Consider the following 20313-nt stretch of genomic DNA (forward strand, 5'->3'; position numbering starts at 1 on the left):
TCCTGGAGCCATCCATGAACAAGCTCGCTGCCCTGCTTGTGGCCGCCGCCCTCATCAGCCCCGCGTTCGCCGAGGACGCCAAGGCCCCCAAGAAAGAAGAGACCAAAAAGGTCGAAGTGAAGAAGACCGAGAAGAAGGCTGAGAAGAAGGCCGAGAAGAAGGAAGAGGCCAAGAAGGCCGTGACCGAAGAGAAGAAGGAAGCCAAGAAGGCCGAGAAGACCGAGAAGAAGGCCGAGAAGAAGGCTGAGAAGAAGGAAGAGGCCAAGAAGGCCGTGACCGAGGAGAAGAAGGCCGAGGAGCCCAAGGCCGAGAAGAAGGCCGCCAAGAAGGCCAAGAAGGCTGCCAAGAAGGAAGAGAAGAAGGAAGCCGCTCCCGCCGCCGAGAAGAAGGCGATGACCGAGGAGAAGAAGGAAGCCAAGAAGGCTGAGAAGACCGAGAAGAAGGCCGAGAAGAAGGCCGAGAAGAAGGAAGAGGCCAAGAAGGCCCTGACCGAGGAGAAGAAGGCCGAGGAGCCCAAGGCCGAGAAGAAGGCCGCCAAGAAGGCCAAGAAGGCTGCCAAGAAGGAAGAGAAGAAGGAAGCCGCTCCCGCCGCCGAGAAGAAGGCGATGACCGAGGAGAAGAAGGAAGCCAAGAAGGCCGAGAAGGCTGAGAAGAAGGCCGAGAAGAAGGCCGAGAAGAAGGAAGAGGCCAAGAAGGCCCTGACCGAGGAGAAGAAGGCCGAGGAGCCCAAGGCTGAGAAGAAGGCCAAGAAGGCTGCCAAGAAGGCCGAGAAGAAGGAAGAGGCCAAGAAGGCCATGACCGAGGAGAAGAAGGCCGAGGAGCCCAAGGCTGAGAAGAAGGCCAAGAAGGCTGCCAAGAAGGCCGAGAAGAAGGAAGAGGCCAAGAAGGCCATGACCGAGGAGAAGAAGGCCGAAGAGCCCAAGGCTGAGAAGAAGGCCAAGAAGGCTGCCAAGAAGGCCGAGAAGAAGGAAGCCGCTCCCGCCGCCGAGAAGAAGGCGATGACCGAGGAGAAGAAGGAAGCCAAGAAGGCCGAGAAGGCTGAGAAGAAGGCTGAGAAGAAGGCTGAGAAGAAGGCCGAGAAGAAGGCCGAGAAGAAGGAAGAGGCCAAGAAGTAACCACTTCTTGTTCGCAGGATCAGAGGGGGCCCCGCATGGGGCCCCTTCTGTTGTTGGGCGGTTCTTCCAGGTGCGTGCGGGAAAGGACCGGGGGGCGGGAACCGGGCCGGCGGGTCTGGCTGTTCACCCTCACCCGCCGGGATGACGCCCGCGATCCGCCCGCCCAGGCGCGTTGGCCTTCAAGGTCCCGCGACGCCCATCCGGACCGTCATCCCCAGCCACGCTGCGGCCCCGGAGCCTTCCATCCGGCCAGCGACCGCCCCCCACGCCTGGCCAAGGGCGCCTGCAGATTCGCCTCGTCGGAGGGGAGACCCATGGACGGAAAGGCCCGGTCCCCCGCTCCGAGCCCTGGGGCCATCGGATCCGGGGGACCGGGCAGGTCGGCAGGTTGAGCTAGCAGACCTTGTGCATCCAGCCGTTGGGATCGGGATCCACGCCGTGCTGCAGGTTCAGGAGGGCTTCCCGCAGCTTGCTGGCCACGGGGCCGGTCTCGCCGCCGTTGACCTTCCACTCGCCGTGGGCGCTCTTCACGGTGCCGATGGGCGTGATCACCGCGGCGGTGCCGCAGGCGAAGGCCTCGGTCATGGTGCCGTTGCGCAGGGCCTCGGCCCAGTCGTCCACGGAGATGCGGCGCTCCTCGGCCCGGAAGCCCAGCTTCTTGGCCAGGTCCAGGAGGGTGAGGCGGGTGACGCCGGGCAGGAGGGTGCCGGTGAGGACGGGGGTGGCGACGATGGTCTCGCCGTTCTCCTTGTAGACGAAGAAGATGTTCATGCCGCCCATCTCTTCGATGTAGCGCCGGTGCACGGCGTCCAGCCAGACCACCTGGTCACAGCCCTCGGCCTTGGCCTCCTTCTGGGCCACGAGGCTGGCGGCATAGTTGCCCGCGCACTTGGCGGAACCGGTGCCGCCGGGCGCGGCCCGGACATAGTTCTCGGAGATCCACACGGTCACCGGCTTCACGCCCTGGGGGAAGTAGGCGCCCGAGGGGGACGCGATGAGGATGAAGAGGTATTCCTTGCTGGCGCGCACGCCGAGGGCGGCCTCGGTGGCGATCATGAGGGGGCGGAGGTAGAGGCTCTCGCCGACGGCGTCGGGCACCCACGCCTGCTCCTGGGTGATGAGGAGGTCGGCGGCTTCCACGAAGAGGTCCACGGGCAGCTCGGGCATGGCCAGGCGGCGGGCGGAGGCGTTGAAGCGGTGGGCGTTGGCCTCGGGGCGGAAGGTCTTGATGGAGCCGTCGGGCTGCTTGTAGGCCTTGAAGCCCTCGAAGATGGCCTGTCCGTAGTGGAGGACGCTGGCGGCCGGGTCCAGGACGATGGGGCCGTACGGCTTGAGGACGCCCTTGCCCCAGCCCGTCTCCTCGTTGTACGGGATGACGATCATGTGCTCGGAGAAGACCTTCCCGAAGCCCGGATTCTGCATCCGCTTGGCCCTTTCTTCGGAGGAGAGCGGCTCCTTGGCGGGCTGGATATCGAAGCGCGCGGAGACCTGATTGGCGGTGATGGCGTTCATGGGGACTCCTTCAAGGTTGGGCGGCGGGACGGGCGTGGATGAGCCCTCCGAGCCGCGCGATGGCTTCGCGGGTGACGCTGGGCGCGTGGGTGGAGAAGTTGAGGCGCAGGCAATTGGTGCCCCGGCCGTCGGGGAAGAAGAGGGGCCCCGGGGCGAAGCCCAGGCCGTGGCTGATGGCGTCCCGGTGCAGGTCGAGGCTGGAGACGTCCTCGGGGAGCACCACCCACAGGTGCATGCCCCCCTTGGGCTCGGTCACCTCGGCCTCCCGGGGGAAGCTGGCCTGGATGGCCTCGAGCATGGCGTCGCGCCGCTCCCGCAGCGCCTTCCGGAGACGGGTCAGGTGCCGGCGGAAGCCGCCGCTCTCCAGGTAGTGGCCCACGACGGCCTGGCTCAGGGTGGGCAGGGCCACCGTGTGCACCTCCTGGACGATGGAGATGCGGGAGAGCACGGCGTCCGGGGCGATGAGGTAGCCCAGGCGGAGACCCGCGGCCAGGGACTTGGAGAAGCTGCCCAGGTGGATGACGTGCTCGGCGCCCGGCAGGCTCCGGAAGCTGGGGGTGCGCCCGCCGATGAAGCGCAGGTCGCCGTAGGTGTCGTCCTCCACGACGGTGACCCCGTGCTGGCGGGTGAGGGCGAGGATGCGCTCGCGCCGGGCCCGGCTCAGGGTCATGCCCGTGGGGTTGTGGAAGGTGGGCACCGTGAAGAGCAGCTTGGCGTCGCCCTTCTGGAGGATGGAGGCCAGGCGGTCCGGGTTGAGGCCGTTGCGGTCGACGGGGACGGGCACGGCCTCCCGTCCCAGGGTCCGGATGAGGGCCAGGGCGCCCATGTAGCAGGGGCTCTCCACGAGCACGCGGTCGCCGGGGACGGTCAGGGTCTCCAGCACGACGGCGAGGCCGGCCTGGGCGCCGGGGATGGCGCGCACGCCCCAGCCGGGGGGCACGGGCTCGCCCTCGGCGCCGAGCCAGGCCGCGACGGCCTCCAGGTACGAGGCATGCCCGCTGGGGGCGGCGTAGACCCAGGCGCTGGCGTCCAGCTCCCGCATGGTCTTCGCGTAGAGGCGGCGGAGGGCCTCGCCCGGGAGCAGGTCGGAGGGCGGGAAGCCCGCGGAGAAGCTCACCAGGAGGCGGTTCTGGGCCAGCTCGAGGGTCTCCCCGAGCCAGGGGCCCAGTTCGTCCTCGCGCACCCGCAGGGAGGAGCCCTGGAAGGGGAAGGTGTCGGGATCCAGGAGGGCCGGGGCCTCCGGAAGGTGGTCGGCCACGAAGCTCCCCCGCCCCGCGACGGTCTGCACCCAGCCGGTGCGCTTGAGGCCCGCCAGGGCCTTGAGCACGGTCAGGCGGTGGACCTTGAAGCGCTGGGCCAGCTCCGGCACGGCGGGCAGCCGCATGCCGGCCTTCCACTCACTGGCCTGGATGAGGCTGCGCAGGGTCCGCTGCAGCTGGAGATACAGCGGGCTGGCGGCGCCTGGGTTCAAGGTTGAGGAAGGGATCATGACCCCCAAAGTTTGGTTCCGGGAGGGGGAAATGTCATCAGACCCCGGTCAAAAAGATATACCCGGACAGACCGGTTCACTGGGAAAACCGGTTTTTGGTCTACGGCCAGACCGGCGCATACCGGTCAGGCCACCAGATCACCCGGCCGAATAGCGGACGAACGGCCGGTGCCCAGGGCGGAAACGCCCAGCCGGGCGGGATCCAGCACCTCCCGGGCGACCCGCAGGAGCTGGCCCTCCGTGACGGCGTCGATCTCCTCGATCTGCTCGTCCAGGCTGAGGAGGCGGCCCGTGTGGAGGGCCTGGTAGGCGAGGCTGAACATGCGGCTGGTGGCGGATTCCTGGCTGAAGACGAGGTTGGTGCGCAGCTGGAGCTTGGCCCGCTCCAGCTCCTCCTCCGAGACGCCGGTGGCCCGCACCCGGGCGCACTCGGCCAGGGTCCGGGTGACCAGCTCCCGGGCGCGGCCGGGGGCGCAGCTCGCCGCCACCTGGAGGGCGCCGGTGTCCTGGTAGTGGCTGAGGTAGGTGCCCACCTGGTAGCAGAGGGCGTTCTTCTCCCGCAGCTCCATGAAGAGGCGGCTGGACATGCCCCCGCCCAGGATGTGGCTCAGCACGTTCACCGCGGCCCGGTCGGGGTGGATGTGGGGCTGGGCGGGGAAGCCCAGGACGAGGCTCACCTGCTGGAGGTCCTTGCGGGGGGTGTTCAGGAGGAAGGGGGTGGCGCGGTTGGGGGCGAGGGGGGCCGCCGGGGCCGCCGCCCCCGGGAGGGCGTCCAGCACCGGCGCCACCAGGTCCAGGAAGGCCTGGGGCTCGATGTCGCCGGCCGCGGCGATGAGGAGGTTGGGGGCGCGGTAGGTCTTCTCGAAGAAGGCCCGGGCCTCGCGGCTCCCGTACCTCTCCACCTGGTCCCGCCGGCCCAGGATGGAGTGGGCCAGGGGGCTGCCGGGCCAGAAGTTGGCGTAGAAGAGCTCGCTGACCCAGTCGTCAGGCTGGTCTTCGCTCTGGGCGATCTCCTCCAGGATGACGCTGCGCTCCCGGGCCAGCTCGTCCTCCTCGAACCGGGGCGTGGTGACCAGTTCGCCCAGGAGGTCCACCAGATCCGGGAGCTTCTCCCGGAGGACCTTCCCGTAGAAGCAGGCGGCCTCCTTGCCCGTGAAGGCGTCGAGGGAGCCCCCCAGGCGGTCCGTGGCCTCGGCCATGATCTGGGGCTCGGGGTAGCGGCGGGTGCCCTTGAAGACGGTGTGCTCGATGAAGTGGGCCAGCCCCTCCTCCCCGGGCAGCTCCCAGCAGGACCCCCGGCGCACCCAGAACCCGACGGAACAGCTGCGGACGTGGGGGATGGGGTCGATGAGGAGCTCGGTGCCGTGGGGGGTGGTGGTCCTGAAGGGCATCCGCCTAGTCTAACCTTCGGCCTCCCGCCCCGCGAGGCCGATGGGCGTCCGGTGCAGCCGCCAGCCGGCAAGCGCCCAAGCTAACGCACCAACAAGCAGAAGGACCAGCACCGAGACGGGGACCGGGCTCGTGATCTGGGCCTGGGCCAGCACCTCGTAGTCCGCCACCAGGCCGCCCCGGCTCCCGGAGATGCTCTCGATGTGGTGGAGGAAGGTGAAGCGCTGCAGGGTCGCGGGCAGCACCCGCAGGAGGTTCTCCCAGCCGAAGAGGACGATGGCGCCCCAGAGGGTGCCCCGGCTGAAGACCAGGATGAGCAGGTTGAGGAAGGCGAGCTCGGCCCAGTAGGCCAGGACGAGCGCGAAGGCCTGCTGCGCCGCCGAGGCGGGATCGGCCCCCAGCGCCGTCAGGCCCAGGCCGCTGAAGCTGAGCCAGAGGGCGCCCCAGGCGTACCACAGGAGCCCCTTGGCCAGGGGGAGGATCCAGGCCGGCACGGGCCGCACGAGGACGAGGGGCAGCGTGCGCTGCTCGATGTCCTCCCGGATGCCGCCGGGGGCGGCCACCAGGACCATGATCGGGAGCACGAGGCCGACGAGGACGTTGTGGAAGATCTGGAGGGCGAGTCGGGGGTCGGAGGCCAGGGCATGGCTGGCCAGGGCCCGCACGACGAGGCTGAGCAGGACGGGGGCCATGGCCAGGCCGGCCAGGACCCAGCCCCGGGCCTGGAGGACGCGGGGGGCGTAGCCGGTGAACACGGCCCGGAGGGTGGGGAGGGCCCGCGCGTTCATGCGTGATCCTTCGTCAGGTACTGGAAGACGGCGTCCAGGTTGAGGTCCAGCGGGTCCAGGGACAGCAGGGGGAGGATCCCGTCGGCGACGGCGTCCTGGAGGCGGGGCAGGAAGGTGCGGGGGTTGCGGATGGCCAGGACCGCCGCGCCCTCCTCCATGCGGAGGGCCACGAGCTCGTCCTGCTCCACGGCCCAGCGCGCGATCTCCCGGGCGGCGGCCGCGGAGACGCGGAGCTCCACGGGATGCCGGTCCAGGAGCTCCCGGATCTCCGGGACGCTGCCCTCCGCGAGGAGGCGCCCCCGGAAGAGGAGGAGGATGCGGTCCGTGAGCTGGGCCACCTCGCCGAGGATGTGGCTGCTGACGAGGATGCGGGTCCCGCCCGCGGCGAGGCCCCGGAGGATGTCCATGAGATGGAGCCTGGCCTCGGGATCCAGCCCGTTGAAGGGCTCGTCCAGGATCAGGAGCTCGGGCTCGTGGAGGAGGGCCTGGGCCAGGCGCAGGCGCTGGCGCATGCCCTTGGACATGGCGGTGAAGGGGAGGCGGGCGCGTTCGGCCATGCCCGTGAGGGCCAGGCCCCGGGCCACGGCCCCGTCGAGCGCCGCGCCCTCCAGGCCGGAGAGCCGCCCCATCATCCGCAGCCAGCGGTCCCCCCGGAACCCGGAGGGGAAGCGGTCGCCCTCGGGCACCAGGCCGAGGCGGGCCAGCACGGCGGGGTTGCGGAAGGGGGCCTCGCCGAAGACCCGCACCTCGCCGCCGGAGGGGGGCAGAAGCCCGCTGATCAGCTGGATGAGGCTGGACTTGCCGGCGCCGTTGGGGCCGAGGAGGCCCGTGATGCCGCCGCCGGAAGGGAGCTCGAACGTGGTGGGGGAGAGGCCCAGGATGTCGCCGTAGCGGAGGGATGCGCGCTGGAGGGAGATCACAGGACGGCCTCCTCCGGGCGGGTGCGCCGCGCGGCGATAAAGGTCCACAGTCCGATGTGGAAGAGGGTGGCGGCGGCGGCCGCGGCGAGGCCGGTCTCGGTCTCCAGCCCGAAGACGAGCCGGGGCCAGGCCTTGGTCAGGGTGCCGAGGCCCAGCGCCGTCCAGCGCGGGTCGCCCAGGGCCTGGCCCAGGACGGCGCCCAGCGCGCCGCTGCCCAGCAGGATGCCCAGGGCCCAGCCGAAGCCCGCCCGGGGAGAGGCGGCCAGGCTGGAGGCGCCCAGGGTCACGGCCCCCATGAGGGCCGCGATGAGCGCGGCGGCGGGGATGAGGCGGAGGGGGGCCGTGGGCCAGACGGGTCCGCCGGCGCCCGCGATGGCCAGGGAGAGGCCCCAGGGCAGGAGGATGTAGGCGAGCATGACGCAGAAGGGGAGCCCGGCCGCGAAGAGGGCCTTGGCCCCCAGGTAGGCCCGCTGGGTCACCGGGTGGGCGTAGATGAGGGGGCGGACGCGGTGCAGGGTGTCGCGGGCCACGAGCCCGCCCCCGACCAGGGCGGTCTGCAGCCAGAGGATGCCGATCATGGCGCCGTGGAGCAGCTGGGCCTGGAACCTCGCGCCCTGGGGCAGGAAGGCCTCGGTGGCGTGGCGGAGCTCCGCGAGCTCGCGCCGGCTGGCCATGAGGTGGTTGCCGTAGAGCTGGGCGCAGAGGATGAGGAGGATGCCCAGGAAGAGGAAGCCGAAGAACTTCCCCAGCTTCTGGCGGACCACGCGGCGCAGGTCGAAGCGGAGGAGGACCAGGGTGGGGGGCATGCCCTCGTCCAGACGGGGCCGCGGCGGGAGGGTGGGCGCGAAGATGGGCATCAGGCGCTCCTCAGGGCGCGGATCAGGACCTCGTCGAGCCGGTCGTGGCGCGGGGTGAGCTGCACGAGGACGGCGCCCCGGGCCCGGGCCCAGCGGAAGGCCGCCGCCGGGTCGTCCACGGCGAACTCCACGTCGTACAGGCCGTTCCGGCCCTCCAGCACCTGGCCCAGCTCGGCCAGGGCCGCCTCGTCCCCGGGCGGCAGGGGGTCCAGGAACCGCAGCTCGAAGCGCCGCGCCAGCATGCGGCGGAGGCCGGCCATGCTGCCGCTGGCCTTCACCTCGCCGCGGTCGAGGATGACGAGCTGGTCCGCGACCCGCTCCACGTCCTGGAGGAGGTGGCTGGCGAGGACGACGCTCGTGTCGAGCTCCGCGCGCACCTTGAGGACGAGGTCCAGCATGCGCTTGCGGCCGTCCGGGTCGAGGCCGTTGGTGGGCTCGTCCAGGAACACCAGCTCGGGGGAGTGGACGAGGGCCTGCGCGAGCTTGACGCGCTGGCGCATGCCCGTGGAGTAGCCCGAGACGTTGCGGTACCGGGACTCGTCCAGGCCGACGAAGTAGAGCACCTCGTGGGACCGGTCCCGGGCCTGGCGCGGGGAGAGCCCGCTCAGCTCGCCCCAGAAGGCGACCTGCTCGTAGGCCGAGGCGTCCTCGATGAGGGCGTCGTACTCCGGCATGTAGCCAATGCGGGCGCGGAGCCGCGTCGAATCGGGGCTGCCCAGGCCCACGCCCAGCACCGAGCCCGTGCCGGCGGCCGGCGCCAGGAGGCCCAGCAGCGTCTTCAGGAGGGTGGACTTGCCGGAGCCGTTGGGGCCCAGGAGGCCCACCACGCCCGGCTCGAGGTCGAGGGAGACGCCGCGCAGCGCCACGGTGGCGCCATAGCGGACCTCCAGCTGCTGGAAAGCGATCACGGCGGCCCCCTGGGAGGTTGGTATGGCTAGAATCGCATGCCGGCGCTGAGCTGGACCATGTTCCCGTCGAAGCTCTTGTCGACGGAGCTCACCAGGTAGCGGGCCTCCGCGGAGAAGGTGGGGCTGAAGCGCCAGCCCAGGCCGCCGGTCACGGCCAGCTTGGTGGTGTGGAACCGCGCCGCGTCGCCGTTGACCGGCGTACGGTCCACGAACCAGCGGACCGCGCCCAGGCCGCCGACGAGGTAGGGGCCGTTCGCCTTGCCCGTCAGGGGGTGGATCCGGTCGAAGGACAGGAGGTAGTTGCTCGCCTTGGTCTTGAGGCCGTTGACCGGGTTGCCCTCGGGGAAGAGGTTCCACTCCAGGCGCGTGCGGTGCGCGCGGCCGTCCTCCCGCACCCGGCTCCACTGCATGCCGAGGCCGGCGCCGGTGCGCTGGTCCATCGCCCGGCCGAAGTCCGTGACCGGGAGGTCCAGCTGGGCGGACCAGGCGAATTCCGAGTGGCCGCGCCAGTGCCAATGGCACTTCTTCTCAGCCTTGTCGGCCTTGTCGCCGCCGTCGTCGCCGGCGAAGGCCGGGCCGGCCAGGAGAAGGAGGGCGAGGAAGGGCGTCAGGCGCATGGGGGCTCCGCAGGTGTCATGAGGACCTACGGGAGAGACAAGCGGGCGGTTTAGAGGGTTGAGCCATCCGCCCGAACGCGAAAAGCCCGGCGCGAGGCCGGGCTTCTCGTTCGCTGGACCGGAAAGTCCTACTCGGCGGGCGTCTCGACGCGGCGGCGCTCCTTGAGGCGGCCGGCCTTGCCCAGCTTCTCGCGCAGGAAGTAGAGCTTGGCGCGGCGGACCTTGCCGCTGCGGACCACTTCCAGCTTGTCGATGGAGGGGCTGTGCATGGGGAAGATGCGCTCCACGCCGACGCCGGCGGAAACCTTGCGGACGGTGAAGGACGTGCGGATGCCGCCGCCCTTGATGCCGATGACGATGCCCTGGTAGACCTGGATGCGCTCCTTCTCGCCTTCCTTCACCTTCACGTGCACCTTGACGGTGTCGCCGGGGGCGATCTTGGGGAGGTCGGTGCGAAGCATGCCGGCTTCGAGGCGGTCCATGATGTTGCTCATCGCTTCTCCTTGTGAGGCCAGCGGTCCAGGGGCCTTGGCGGCCGGACATGGCGCACGAATCCCATAAGCGGGCCTTTCAGTTTAGCGGAATCACTTTGAAATGCCAGGGGTTTTCGCGCCCTTCCACCCCTTGGGGCGGGGCTGGTCCCAGGCCTCGGGGTGATCCACCTGCCAGGCGCACCACTGATCGGCGCGGGGCAGGTCCGGGAGGCGGGCCTGGAACGCCGACCAGAGGTCCGGGCGAAGGCGCTTCGTCCGGGCCATGGCGTCCCGGAGGCGCCAGAGGCGCACGGCCTCGTGGTTGCCCCCCAGGAGGGCTGGCGGCACGGCCCGGTCCTCGAAGACCGCGGGCTTCGTGTAGTGGGTGTGGTCCAGGAGGCCCCCGGCGAAGCTGTCGGCGCCCGCCGAATCCGCGTTGCCCAGGACGCCCGGGAGCCAGCGGCACACCGCGTCGATGAGCACGAGGGCCGGCAGCTCCCCGCCCGAGAGGACGGCCTCCCCCACCCGCAGCTCCTCGTCCACATAGAGATCGACCGCTCGCTGGTCCAGGCCCTCGAAGCGCGTGCACACGAGGATGACCTGGTCCAGGGCCGCCAGGTCGAGCACCTTGGCCTGGTCCAGGGGCGGCGCGGCCGGGCTGAAGTGGATCACCCGGCTCCGGCCCGCCCGGGGGACGGAGGCGAGGGTGTCCCGGAGGACGTCCGGCCGCAGGACCATGCCGGGCCCGCCGCCGCAGGGGCTGTCGTCCACGTGCCCGAAGGCGTTGCCGGCGAAGGGCCGGTAGCTGTGGGCCGCCAGGGTGTGGCCCAGGTCCCGGAAGGCCCGGCCGGTCACGCCCAGGTGGGCCACCTCCAGGAACTCCGGAAAGAGGGTGAGGACGTCAAAGCGCACGGCCTAGCTCCCCTCGGGGCCGGACCAGCCCTCCCCGTCCTCCAGGGCGGGATCCTCGGGCACCCGGTAGCTTTCGCTGGCCCAGGCCCCCAGGTCCTGGGTGCGGCACCGCTCGGAACAGAAGGGCCGGGTGGAGGTCGTCTCCCAGGGGACGGGTTTCCGGCAGACAGGGCAGGGACGAATCAGCATGCCCCCATTGTAGGCGGCCGAAGGCCTGGAAACGCAAGGCCTTGTCCCGGCTTCCCCCGGGTGACTTGCTTGCCTTCACCTAAAAAAACTTTAGTCAATTTTGGAAGATCCGATTGACAGGGAGGGCCGGGGGCGTATCCTGGATCCTGGAATGGCCCCGGGGCCGTTCAGGTCCAACTGGAGGCGAACAATGGGAAAGATCATCGGCATCGACCTGGGCACCACGAACAGCTGCGTGTCCGTCATGGAGGGCGGCCAGCCCAAGGTCATTCCGAACGCGGAGGGCACCAACACGACCCCGAGCGTCGTCGGCTTCAACCCCAAGACGGGTGAGCGCCTCGTGGGCGCCGCCGCCAAGCGGCAGGCCGTGGCCCAGCCCAAGAACACCGTCTACTCCATCAAGCGGTTCATGGGCCTGCCCTTCGCCGATTCGGACAAGGAGCAGCGCCTGGTGCCCTACGTCGTCGAGCGCGGCGACAAGGGCAGCTGCGTGGTCGACATCCAGGGCAAGAAGTACTCGCCCGAGGAGATCAGCGCGATGGTCCTCACCAAGATGAAGGACAGCGCCGAGGCCTACCTGGGCGAGAAGATCAGCCAGGCCGTGATCACCGTCCCCGCCTACTTCAACGACGCCCAGCGCCAGGCCACGAAGGACGCCGGCGCCATCGCGGGCCTCGAGGTCATGCGCATCATCAACGAGCCGACCGCGGCCGCCCTGGCCTACGGCCTCGACAAGAAGAAGGACGGCACCATCGCCGTCTTCGACTTCGGCGGCGGCACCTTCGACATCTCGATCCTCGAGGTGAGCGAGGGCGTGGTCGAGGTCAAGAGCACCAACGGCGACACCCACCTGGGCGGCGACAACGTCGACCAGCTGATCATCGACTGGCTGGTCGAGGAGTTCCAGAAGGCCGAGGGCATCGACCTCCACAAGCAGGCCGAGGCCATGCAGCGCCTGAAGGAGGCCGCCGAGAAGGCCAAGTGCGAGCTGTCCACCACGACCCAGACCGACATCAGCCTGCCCTACATCACCGCCGACGCCAGCGGCCCCAAGCACGTGAGCGCCACCCTGACCCGCAGCCGCTTCGAGGCGATGCTCGAGCCCATCCTGCAGAAGCTCCGCATCCCCTGCGAGAACGCGGTGAAGGACGCCAAGCTCAGCCACCACGAGATCGACGAGGTCGTCCTCGTCGGCGGCTCCACCCGCATCCCCAAGGTGCAGGAGCTGGTGAAGGCCATCTTCGGCAAGGAGCCCAACAAGAGCGTGAACCCCGACGAGGTGGTGGCCGTGGGCGCCGCCGTCCAGGGCGGCGTGCTCGCCGGCGACGTGAAGGGCGTCCTCCTGCTGGACGTCACGCCCCTCTCCCTCGGCATCAACGCCAACGGCGGGCAGATGAGCGTCATCATCCCCCGCAACACCACCATCCCCACCAAGCGCTCCGAGATCTACACCACCGCCGTGGACAACCAGCCCGGCGTGGACATCGAGGTCTTCCAGGGCGAGCGCCCCCTGGTGGAGGGCAACAAGCTCCTCGGCAACTTCCACCTGGGCGGCCTGCCGCCCGCGCCCCGGGGCATGCCCCAGATCGAGGTGACCTTCGACATCGACGCCAACGGCATCGTGCACGTCACCGCCAAGGACAAGGGCACCGGCAAGGACGCCAGCATCACCCTCACCGGCTCCACCGGCCTGTCCAAGGACGAGATCGACGCCAAGATCAAGGAGGCCGAGGCCCACAAGTCCGAGGACGAGGACCGGAAGAAGCTGCTGGAGGACAAGAACGTCCTCGACCAGACCATCTACCAGCTCGAGAAGCTCATCAAGGAGAACGGCGAGAAGCTCCCCGAGGGCGACCGCAAGGAGGCCGAGACCGCCATCTCCGAAGCCAAGGAGGCCCTGGCGAGCCTGGACAAGGACCGCATCCGCAAGGCCCTTGAGAACCTCAACGCCAAGAGCCACAAGCTGGCCGAGAGCATCTACAAGGAAGCCCCCCAGCCCGGGCCCGAGGGCGCCGCCCCCGCCGGCGAGGGCAAGAAGAAGGAAGACGACGTCATCGACGCCGAAGTCGTCAACTGAACCCGCGCGTGAGACCCGGGGGGGCCGGACCCGCTCCGGCCCCCCTTTTCTCTGGATTGAAAAAACCTGAGTGCGGCCCGCGCAAATCAAGGTAGATTGCTGCCATGGCCCATCCCGACTACTACGCCGTCCTCGGAGTCCCCCGGGGCGCCTCCGACGAGGACATCAAGAAGGCCTACCGCAAGCTGGCCCGGAAGTACCACCCCGACCTGAACCCCGGCAACAAGGAGGCCGAGGCCCGGTTCAAGGAGGTCACCGAGGCCAACGAGGTCCTGTCCGACGCCACCAAGCGCAAGAACTACGACACCTACGGCGACCCGGCCGGCCCCGGCTTCGCCCCGGGCGCCCAGGGGTTCAGCTTCGAGGACATGGGCTTCCCCGGCTCCTTCCAGGACCTCTTCCAGGGCTTCGGCCGCTCCGGCCAGCGCCGGAGGCCCGGACCCCGTCCCGGCGAGGACACCCAGCACACCGTCCGCATCGCCTTCCGGGACGCCTTCGCGGGCACGCGCCTCTCCCTCAACCTCCACCGCTCCGAGACCTGTCCCGCCTGCCAGGGCTCCGGGGACCGGGTCGGCGCCCAGGTCTCCACCTGCGCCGCCTGCGGGGGCCGGGGCTACCGGGAGACCGGCGGCGGCTTCTTCCGGACGCGGGAGGACTGCGACGCGTGCGGCGGGTCCGGGCGCAAGGCCCCGCCCTGCGACACCTGCCGGGGCCAGGGGCGCATTCCCAAGACCGAGGCGGTCACCGTGGCCATTCCCGCCGGCGTGGAGGACGGGACGCGCCTCCGGGTCGCCGGCAAGGGCGAGGCGGGCCGCCGCGGCGGCGGGGCCGGGGACCTCTACCTGCAGGTGCAGGTGGAATCCGACCCGCGCTTCGAGCGGCGGGGCCCCAACCTCTACCTGGACCTGCCGGTCAGCTTCGCCGAGGCCGCCCTCGGGGCCAAGGTGGAGATCCCCACGCCCGAGGGGAAGTCGACGATCAAGGTGCCCCCCGGCACCCAGTCCGGCGCGAACCTGCGCCTGAAGGGCATGGGCATGCCGGTGCCCGGGGCCTCCCAGCGGGGGGACCTGTTCGCCCGGATCAAGGTGGTCACCCCGCGCATCGAAGACGAGCGTTCGAAGGAACTGCTGCGGGAGCTGGCCGAACTCAATGACGCTTCCATCCGATCCGACGCCTGGAGGTGAGCCTTGAAACGGGATCCTAAGAGTGGTTCATACATGATCGGCGTCGTCGCCGCCCGGTACGAGATCCACCCCCAGACCCTGCGCCTGTATGAAAGGGAGGGGTTGCTCCTGCCGAGCCGCACCGAGGGCAAGACCCGCCTCTACAGCGAGGAGGACCTGGAGCGGCTGGAATTCATCTTGAGCCTTACAAGGGATCTGGGCGTCAACCTCGCCGGAGTCGAGGTGGTCCTCAACCTGAGGGACCGGATGCAGAAAATGCAGGAGGAGATGCAAAACATTATCGCGAAACATGAATCTAAAATGAGGTCGGCCGGCCTTGAACCCGAACAGGGCCCGGAAGGCATCTCATCCACAGGCTTGGTCAAACTGACCCCCCAGGGCCTGCGCAAGCGGTAAGCTGGCCTCCCCACTGTTATCCTGTCCCTTCCCTCAAGGTGGATCGTGCCCCAACGGCATCTGGAAGAACGCTCGCTGGACAAGTACTTCGACTCGATCAGGGACCTCCCGCTCCTGACCGCCGAGGAGGAGCGCGTCTACGGGCGCCTGTGGCAGAACGACCGCAACCCGGAGGGCCTCCGCATGCTGGTGGAGGGCAACCTCCGCTTCGTCGTGAAGGAGGCGCGCAAGTTCCAGGGCATGGGCCTGGACCTCCTGGACCTCATCTCTGAGGGGAACCTGGGCCTCATCGAGGCCGCCAAGCGGTTCGACCCCGAGCGCGAGAACAAGTTCCTCACCTACGCCTCCTGGTGGGTGCGCCAGGCGATCTTCCACGCCCTGGCCGAGCACGGCAGCAAGATCCGCCTGCCCCAGAAGGTCGCGGGCCACCTGGTGCAGCTCAACCGCATCACCCACCGCCTGGGCCAGGACCTGGGCCGGGCCCCCACGGTGCAGGACATCGTGGCCAACAGCGCCTTCTCCGCCGAGGAGGTGGAGCGGCTCCAGCTCCTGCAGCAGACCACGTCCACGGTGAGCACCGAGCAGGGCATGGGCGAGAGCGACCTCACCCTCGGCGACAGCCTGGAGCAGACCATCGAGCCCAGCGCCATGGAGACGCTGGACCAGGAGTCCTTCCAGGACCAGGTCCGCCTCAGCCTGGGACTGCTCAACGAGAAGGAGCGGCGGATCATCAGCCTCCACTTCGGCCTGGACGGCGGCGACCCCATGACCCTCGAGCGCATCGGCCAGTCCTTCGATCCCCCCATCAGCCGGGAGCGCGTGCGCCAGATCGAGGAGCGGGCCTTCATGAAGATCCGCGAGCGCCGCCGCGCCCTCCTGGGCCAGTTCCTGCGGGGGGACCGGGCGTGAAGGCATCAGGCGCATGCCCCCTCTGCGGAGGGCGGCGGGTCATCCTGGACCCGGATCCCATGAAGCCCGCGCGGCCCTGCTCCTGCGCCGCCGCCGTGGCCGCCCAGGCCGCGGTGGAGGGCATCCCCACCCGGTACCGGGACTGCACCTTCGACGGCTTCTGGGACTGGTGGCGCATCCAGCACCCGCGCGAGAAGGTGCTGGCGAGCCTGGCCCAGGCCCAGGCCCTGGACCATCCCCAGGTGCGGCCCACCCTGTCCGAGGACCTGCGCTCCAAGCTCGACCTCATCCTCCACAAGTGCGGGGCCCGGGCGGGCGGGGTCGGCGAGACCGCCTGGCGGGACCTGAAGCCGGCCCAGGAGCCCCAGGGCTACCGCGCCCTCGTCAACTGGGCCCGGGCCGACCGCGACGCCACGGACTTCTGGTGGGTGGACGGCCCCGCCGGGAGCGGGCGCAGCTCCCTGGCCGCGGCGGCCCTCAAGGCCTGGTGCGACCGGACCCGGTCCGGCGGCCGCTTCGTGTCCGTGCGGGCGTTCACCCTGGAACTGCGGGACACCTACTACGACTCCCGCAGCTTCCTGAACACGGACTTCATGAGCGAGCGGGACCGCATGGCGCCCCTGCTGGAGGCCCCCTTCCTCGTCCTGGACGACTTCGACCGCATGGACGGCGACATCCGCGTCGTGCGGGCCATGGCCCAGCTGCTGGACCACCGGTACGGGGAGCAGCTCCCCACCCTCATCACCGCCTCCCGCTGGACCGAGAGCCTCCAGGCGGGAGACCGGGAGACCTACCCCCTCCTCCGCCTGGACGACCCCAGCCTCTTCCGCCGCCTGGCCTCCTCCAAGCGCGTGGTGCTGCGGCCGACCCTGGAACGCCTCCTGGAAAGCGTGAATGGGTAAGGGGATCCTGCGGGGGCTGCTCCGGATCCACCTGCGCCGGCCGGCCTGGCTCTGGGCGGCCCTGGCGGCCCTGACCCTGGCCCTGGGCCTGGGCGTGCTCCGGGTGGAGCGGCGCCTGGACCTCATGAGCCTCCTGCCCACCGACAATCCGGTGGTGCGGGCCAGCATCGAGGCCGGCGTCGGCCAGCAGGAACTCCTGTGGCTGGCCGCCGAGGGCGGCGAGGCGGACCTGGAGGCCCGGGAGGCCTGGGCGGAGCACCTCGTGGACGCCCTGCTCACCGACGGCGGCGTCCCCCTGAACGGCATGGGGGGCGAGGGGCGCATCTCGCCGCCCATCCCCGTGCCCGAGGCCCGGGGGGCCTCCCTGTGGCCGCCCCTCCTGGCCGCCGGCAGCCTCCTCGAAGGGGACGCCGCGGTCACCCGGCTCGTCACCGAGCAGGCCTATGCCCTGGCGCCCATGCTCCTGGGGGACCGCCTGGCCCCCCTCCGGGACCCGGCCGAGGTGCGCCGCCGCTTCCAGGCCACGGCCAAGGCCCTGGCCTCGCCGGACCCGGCCCGGGCCCGCCTGGCCCAGCTCGATCCCCTCCAGCTCGCCCAGGGCGTGTCCGAGCGGGACGCGACCCGGCTGCGGGTCCTCTCCGATGCGCGGGCCTTCCCCCTGAAGCTCCGCACCGGCTACCTGGTGTCCCGGGACGCCCGGTTCGTCCTGGTGCCCCTGGTGCTGGACTTCCCCAGCGGGGACGCCCGGGCCACGAGCCGCCTCCTCCTGTGGCTGGGGCAGGGCGCCACCGGGCCCCTGCCCGCCACCGCCAGCCGGGCCCAGGTCCTCCGCGCCCTGGCGCCGGCCGAAGGCCGGCCCTTCGCCATCCAGGCCACCGGCGCCCACGCCATCGCCTGGCACGAATCGCACATCCTGACCCGGGAGGTCCTCCTGAGCCTCGCGCTCAGCTTCATCCTCATCGGCCTCGTCTACTGGATCGGCTTCCGCACCCTGGCCGGGTACGGCTTCGTGGTGATCCCCCTCCTGCTGGGCATGCTCTGGGCCCTGGGCCTCACCGGCTGGGTGCTGGGGCGCCTCAACCTCATGGCGGCGGCCTTCGGGGCGGTGCTCCTGGGGGTGGGGGACGACGTGGGCATCCTCCTCTTCAGCCGGTACCGGGACGAACGGCAGGCCGGGCGATCCAAGGCCCTCGCCCTGCGGGCGGCCCTGCTTTCCACCGGCCCGGGCGTCATCGCGGGCGGCCTCGCCACCGCGGCGGCCTTCCTGGCCTGCGTCGCGGCCCCCTTCCCGGGCTTCCGGGACCTGGGGCTCACGGCGGGCCTGGGCCTGCTGGCCTGCATGGCCTCGAGCTTCCTCGTCCTGCCGGCCCTGCTCCTGACCCTGGACCAGGGGCGCGGCACCTTCGCCCCCGCCGCGGGGGCCCATGCCGCCCTCCCCCCCCTGCGCCCCTGGAAGCCGGTGGCCGCCGCGGTCGCCCTCGTCCTCGCCGTCGCCGGCATCAAGGGCCTGCGCTGGGAGGAGGACCTGCGCCGCTTCCGCCAGCAGGGCAACCCCGCCCTCGCCCTGCAGGAGTCCCTGGGCCGGGTGCTGGGCGCGGGGCTGCAGCCGCTGGCCGTGCAGATCCCCCTCGACGATCCCGAGAACCTGCCCCGCCTCTGGAACGCCCTGGCCGAGCCCCTCCGGAAGGAGGGCATCCCCATGCCGGCCTGGCAGGTCCCGGAGCCCGAGCTCCGGCGGGTGCTGGCCTCGGACACCTGGTACAACCGGACCCTGGAGGAGGCCGCCGCCGCCGGCCTGGATCCCACCGCCCTGGAGCGGCCCCTGGCCGCCCTGCGGCGCTCCGCCCAGGATCCCCTGAACGTCCCGCGCAGCCTCCAGTCCCTCATCCCCCCCATGAAGGCCCTGCCGGAACGGGGCGCCCCGCGGGGGGCCGCCTGGAAGCCGGCGCCGAGGGCGGACGCGCCCGCGCCGGCCCCGGCCACCTTCACCCTGCCCCTGCGCCTGCCGGAGGCGGCCCAGGAGCGCGTCCAGCCCGCGATCGAGGCCGCCGGGGCCCGCATGGTCGGGACCCGGCCCCTCTTCAAGGCCATCAAGGCCGTGGCCCGGGACGCGCTGCGGGAGGTCATCCTCCTCGCCCTGGGCGCGGTGCTGGCGGTGGTCGCGGTCTTCGGGCGCCGGCCCCGGTTCCTGGCCATGGCCCTCCTCCCCCTCGCCGCGAGCCAGGCGGGGACCCTGGGCATCCTGGGCTGGACCGGGGAGCCCCTCACCTTCCTGTCCCTCGTCGCCATCCCCATCGCCCTCGGCGTGAGCGTGGACACCGCCATGAACCTGCTGCACCGCTCCCGGCTGGAGCCCGGCGCCGCGGCCAAGGTGGCCCGGGTCAACGCCGTGTGCGCCGGAACCACCCTGGCCGGCTTCGGCGGACTCGTGTTCAGCGGCTACCGGGGCCTCCGGGGCCTGGGCCTGGCCGCCCTGGGCGGCGTGGCCCTGGCCCTCCTGGCCACCCAGTGGCTGCTCCCCTGGGTCCTGGAGAAGTGGCCCCTGCACCGGAGGCGCCCGTGAACCCCCTCGAGACCCTCCTCCAGGCCCGTCTCCGGGAGGGGCCGGTGCCCGCCGCCGACGTCATGGCCCTGGCCCTCTACCATCCCGGCCACGGCTACTACCGCCGCGCCCAGGGCCCCTGGGGCTTCGAGGGCGGCGACTACTACACGGCCCTGGACCTGGGCCCCCTGCTGGGCGAGGCCCTCTGTCTCCGCCTGCTGCGCGCCTGGGAGGACCTGGGCCGGCCGGAGACCTTCACCGTCCTGGAGCCCGGCGCGGGCCGGGGCTGGCTGGGCCGGGACATCCTCCAGGCCGCCACGGGCCCCTTCGCGGAGGCCCTCCGCTACGTGCACCGGGACGACAACCCCGCCGCCCGTGCCGCCGCCGGGGAGGCCCTGGCCCCCTGGCCGGACCGGGTCCGTTTCGCCGCCGAAGGCGAGGCCCTGCCTCCCTTCGTGGGCGCCGTCCTCTCCAACGAGCTCTTCGACGCCCTGCCCGCCCAGCCCTGGCGCTGGGACGGGGCGCGATGGACCCGGGAGATGCTGACCCCCGACGGCCCCGCGTGGCTCCCCGGGGAGCCCTGCGAGGCCACCGCCTGGTTCGCCGCCCACGCCCAGGACGGCCTGGAATCCGGGGACGGCGCCCCCTGGTGCGCGGCGCTCCCGGACGTGGTCGCGGACCTGGCCCGCCCCCTGGAGGCCGGGCTCTTCCTGGCCATCGACTACGGGGAGCAGGCCTCCCGCCTCGTGGACAAGGGCGCCGACCTCCGCCGGTACAAGGGCCACCAGGTGGACGGCAAATGGTGGGAGGACCTGGGCGACTCCGACCTCACCGCCGACGTGGACTTCACCCGCCTCGCCTCCCTCCTCGGCGGTCACGGCTTCGGCCCCGCGGCCACGGTCACCCTCAGCCGCTGGGTGCGGGAGCACGCCCCCCTGGGCGAATGGGAGGAGGCCTGGGCCTCCCTCACCCCCGCCGTCCGGATCCAGCGCATGGAGAACCTGCTCCAGCTCACCCTCCCAACGATGATGGGCGAGCGCTTCCGCGTCCTGGAGGCCTGGAAGCGCGCCTGAGCCGCGCCAGGCCCCGTGCCGTCGGCCGGCGCCTGGCGCCGGCCGGGCGCGGCGCGTCGAC

General features: G+C 71.1%; 19 protein-coding genes. 8 read left to right on the plus strand and 11 right to left on the minus strand.

The window, feature by feature from the left end:
* Window positions 1-14 precede the first annotated feature (14 nt).
* Window positions 15-1115 (plus strand): hypothetical protein, encoded by a 1101-nt coding sequence (locus tag R2J75_RS00700; RefSeq protein ID WP_316410893.1) that lies wholly within the window; start codon window positions 15-17, stop codon window positions 1113-1115.
* Window positions 1116-1508: 393 nt separating this feature from the next.
* On the opposite strand, the gene R2J75_RS00705 is transcribed toward R2J75_RS00700, so the two are convergent.
* From R2J75_RS00705 to R2J75_RS00755, 11 genes are all read right to left on the minus strand, one after another.
* The gene (locus R2J75_RS00705; RefSeq protein ID WP_243332912.1) at window positions 1509-2627 is read right to left on the minus strand and encodes a branched-chain amino acid aminotransferase; all 1119 of its coding nucleotides are present in this window, start codon (window positions 2625-2627) and stop codon (window positions 1509-1511) included.
* A gap of 10 nt (window positions 2628-2637) precedes the next feature.
* Window positions 2638-4098, minus strand: coding sequence for an aminotransferase-like domain-containing protein (locus R2J75_RS00710; RefSeq protein ID WP_243332910.1), 1461 nt, complete (start codon window positions 4096-4098; stop codon window positions 2638-2640).
* A gap of 143 nt (window positions 4099-4241) precedes the next feature.
* Window positions 4242-5507 carry a M16 family metallopeptidase gene (locus R2J75_RS00715; protein WP_316410894.1) on the minus strand — a complete coding sequence of 422 codons (1266 nt, stop codon included), beginning with the start codon at window positions 5505-5507 and terminating at the stop codon, window positions 4242-4244.
* Window positions 5508-5516: 9 nt separating this feature from the next.
* Entirely contained in the window at window positions 5517-6293 is a 777-nt protein-coding gene (locus tag R2J75_RS00720) for a hypothetical protein (RefSeq protein WP_316410895.1), read from the minus strand.
* Window positions 6290-7213: an ABC transporter ATP-binding protein gene (locus R2J75_RS00725; protein ID WP_243332904.1), complete on the minus strand. Its 924-nt coding sequence runs from the start codon at window positions 7211-7213 to the stop codon at window positions 6290-6292. Before R2J75_RS00725 ends, R2J75_RS00720 begins: the two co-directional genes overlap by 4 nt.
* The gene (locus R2J75_RS00730; RefSeq protein ID WP_243332903.1) at window positions 7210-8070 is read right to left on the minus strand and encodes a hypothetical protein; all 861 of its coding nucleotides are present in this window, start codon (window positions 8068-8070) and stop codon (window positions 7210-7212) included. The genes R2J75_RS00725 and R2J75_RS00730 overlap by 4 nt, the downstream gene beginning before the upstream one ends.
* Window positions 8070-8978, minus strand: a complete 909-nt coding sequence (locus R2J75_RS00735; RefSeq protein WP_243332901.1) for an ABC transporter ATP-binding protein — start codon at window positions 8976-8978, stop codon at window positions 8070-8072. Before R2J75_RS00735 ends, R2J75_RS00730 begins: the two co-directional genes overlap by 1 nt.
* Before the next feature lie 26 nt (window positions 8979-9004).
* Window positions 9005-9595 carry an outer membrane protein gene (locus R2J75_RS00740; protein ID WP_243332899.1) on the minus strand — a complete coding sequence of 197 codons (591 nt, stop codon included), beginning with the start codon at window positions 9593-9595 and terminating at the stop codon, window positions 9005-9007.
* A 128-nt stretch (window positions 9596-9723) separates the two neighbouring features.
* Complete coding sequence (gene rplS / locus R2J75_RS00745; RefSeq protein ID WP_243332897.1) at window positions 9724-10089, minus strand: 50S ribosomal protein L19; 366 nt, start codon at window positions 10087-10089, stop codon at window positions 9724-9726.
* Window positions 10090-10179: 90 nt separating this feature from the next.
* Complete coding sequence (trmD, locus tag R2J75_RS00750; RefSeq protein WP_316410896.1) at window positions 10180-10980, minus strand: tRNA (guanosine(37)-N1)-methyltransferase TrmD; 801 nt, start codon at window positions 10978-10980, stop codon at window positions 10180-10182.
* Between the two features lie 3 nt (window positions 10981-10983).
* Complete coding sequence (locus R2J75_RS00755; protein WP_243332891.1) at window positions 10984-11169, minus strand: DNA gyrase inhibitor YacG; 186 nt, start codon at window positions 11167-11169, stop codon at window positions 10984-10986.
* A 190-nt stretch (window positions 11170-11359) separates the two neighbouring features.
* On the opposite strand from R2J75_RS00755, the gene dnaK reads away from it, so the two are divergent.
* The 7 genes from dnaK (at window position 11360) to R2J75_RS00790 (ending at window position 20252) form a co-directional block, all read left to right on the plus strand.
* On the plus strand, window positions 11360-13246 hold the full coding sequence (gene dnaK, locus R2J75_RS00760; RefSeq protein WP_243332888.1) for a molecular chaperone DnaK: 1887 nt from the start codon (window positions 11360-11362) through the stop codon (window positions 13244-13246).
* 104 nt (window positions 13247-13350) lie between these two features.
* On the plus strand, window positions 13351-14430 hold the full coding sequence (dnaJ, locus tag R2J75_RS00765; protein WP_243332886.1) for a molecular chaperone DnaJ: 1080 nt from the start codon (window positions 13351-13353) through the stop codon (window positions 14428-14430).
* Window positions 14431-14463: 33 nt separating this feature from the next.
* The gene (locus tag R2J75_RS00770; RefSeq protein ID WP_279342070.1) at window positions 14464-14826 is read left to right on the plus strand and encodes a MerR family transcriptional regulator; all 363 of its coding nucleotides are present in this window, start codon (window positions 14464-14466) and stop codon (window positions 14824-14826) included.
* 45 nt (window positions 14827-14871) lie between these two features.
* The gene (locus R2J75_RS00775; RefSeq protein WP_243332884.1) at window positions 14872-15735 is read left to right on the plus strand and encodes a sigma-70 family RNA polymerase sigma factor; all 864 of its coding nucleotides are present in this window, start codon (window positions 14872-14874) and stop codon (window positions 15733-15735) included.
* Complete coding sequence (locus tag R2J75_RS00780; RefSeq protein ID WP_243332882.1) at window positions 15732-16637, plus strand: hypothetical protein; 906 nt, start codon at window positions 15732-15734, stop codon at window positions 16635-16637. The genes R2J75_RS00775 and R2J75_RS00780 overlap by 4 nt, the downstream gene beginning before the upstream one ends.
* Window positions 16630-19200, plus strand: a complete 2571-nt coding sequence (locus tag R2J75_RS00785) for an MMPL family transporter (protein WP_316410897.1) — start codon at window positions 16630-16632, stop codon at window positions 19198-19200. Before R2J75_RS00780 ends, R2J75_RS00785 begins: the two co-directional genes overlap by 8 nt.
* Window positions 19197-20252 (plus strand): SAM-dependent methyltransferase, encoded by a 1056-nt coding sequence (locus R2J75_RS00790; RefSeq protein WP_316410898.1) that lies wholly within the window; start codon window positions 19197-19199, stop codon window positions 20250-20252. Before R2J75_RS00785 ends, R2J75_RS00790 begins: the two co-directional genes overlap by 4 nt.
* Window positions 20253-20313 lie beyond the last annotated feature (61 nt).

The sequence above is a fragment of the Mesoterricola sediminis genome, from assembly GCF_030295425.1.
In the GTDB taxonomy this organism is placed as follows: Bacteria; Acidobacteriota; Holophagae; order Holophagales; family Holophagaceae; genus Mesoterricola; species Mesoterricola sediminis.

Bases quoted from the DNA above. Each gene is read 5' to 3' on its own strand.
- R2J75_RS00730 (WP_243332903.1), bottom strand. From the start codon at position 8,070: ATGCCCATCTTCGCGCCCACCCTCCCGCCGCGGCCCCGTCTGGACGAG.
- R2J75_RS00740 (WP_243332899.1), bottom strand. From the start codon at position 9,595: ATGCGCCTGACGCCCTTCCTCGCCCTCCTTCTCCTGGCCGGCCCGGCC.
- R2J75_RS00785 (WP_316410897.1), top strand. From the start codon at position 16,630: ATGGGTAAGGGGATCCTGCGGGGGCTGCTCCGGATCCACCTGCGCCGG.
- R2J75_RS00770 (WP_279342070.1), top strand. From the start codon at position 14,464: ATGATCGGCGTCGTCGCCGCCCGGTACGAGATCCACCCCCAGACCCTG.
- R2J75_RS00720 (WP_316410895.1), bottom strand. From the start codon at position 6,293: ATGAACGCGCGGGCCCTCCCCACCCTCCGGGCCGTGTTCACCGGCTAC.
- R2J75_RS00755 (WP_243332891.1), bottom strand. From the start codon at position 11,169: ATGCTGATTCGTCCCTGCCCTGTCTGCCGGAAACCCGTCCCCTGGGAG.
- R2J75_RS00705 (WP_243332912.1), bottom strand. From the start codon at position 2,627: ATGAACGCCATCACCGCCAATCAGGTCTCCGCGCGCTTCGATATCCAG.
- rplS (WP_243332897.1), bottom strand. From the start codon at position 10,089: ATGAGCAACATCATGGACCGCCTCGAAGCCGGCATGCTTCGCACCGAC.
- dnaK (WP_243332888.1), top strand. From the start codon at position 11,360: ATGGGAAAGATCATCGGCATCGACCTGGGCACCACGAACAGCTGCGTG.
- dnaJ (WP_243332886.1), top strand. From the start codon at position 13,351: ATGGCCCATCCCGACTACTACGCCGTCCTCGGAGTCCCCCGGGGCGCC.
- R2J75_RS00715 (WP_316410894.1), bottom strand. From the start codon at position 5,507: ATGCCCTTCAGGACCACCACCCCCCACGGCACCGAGCTCCTCATCGAC.
- R2J75_RS00700 (WP_316410893.1), top strand. From the start codon at position 15: ATGAACAAGCTCGCTGCCCTGCTTGTGGCCGCCGCCCTCATCAGCCCC.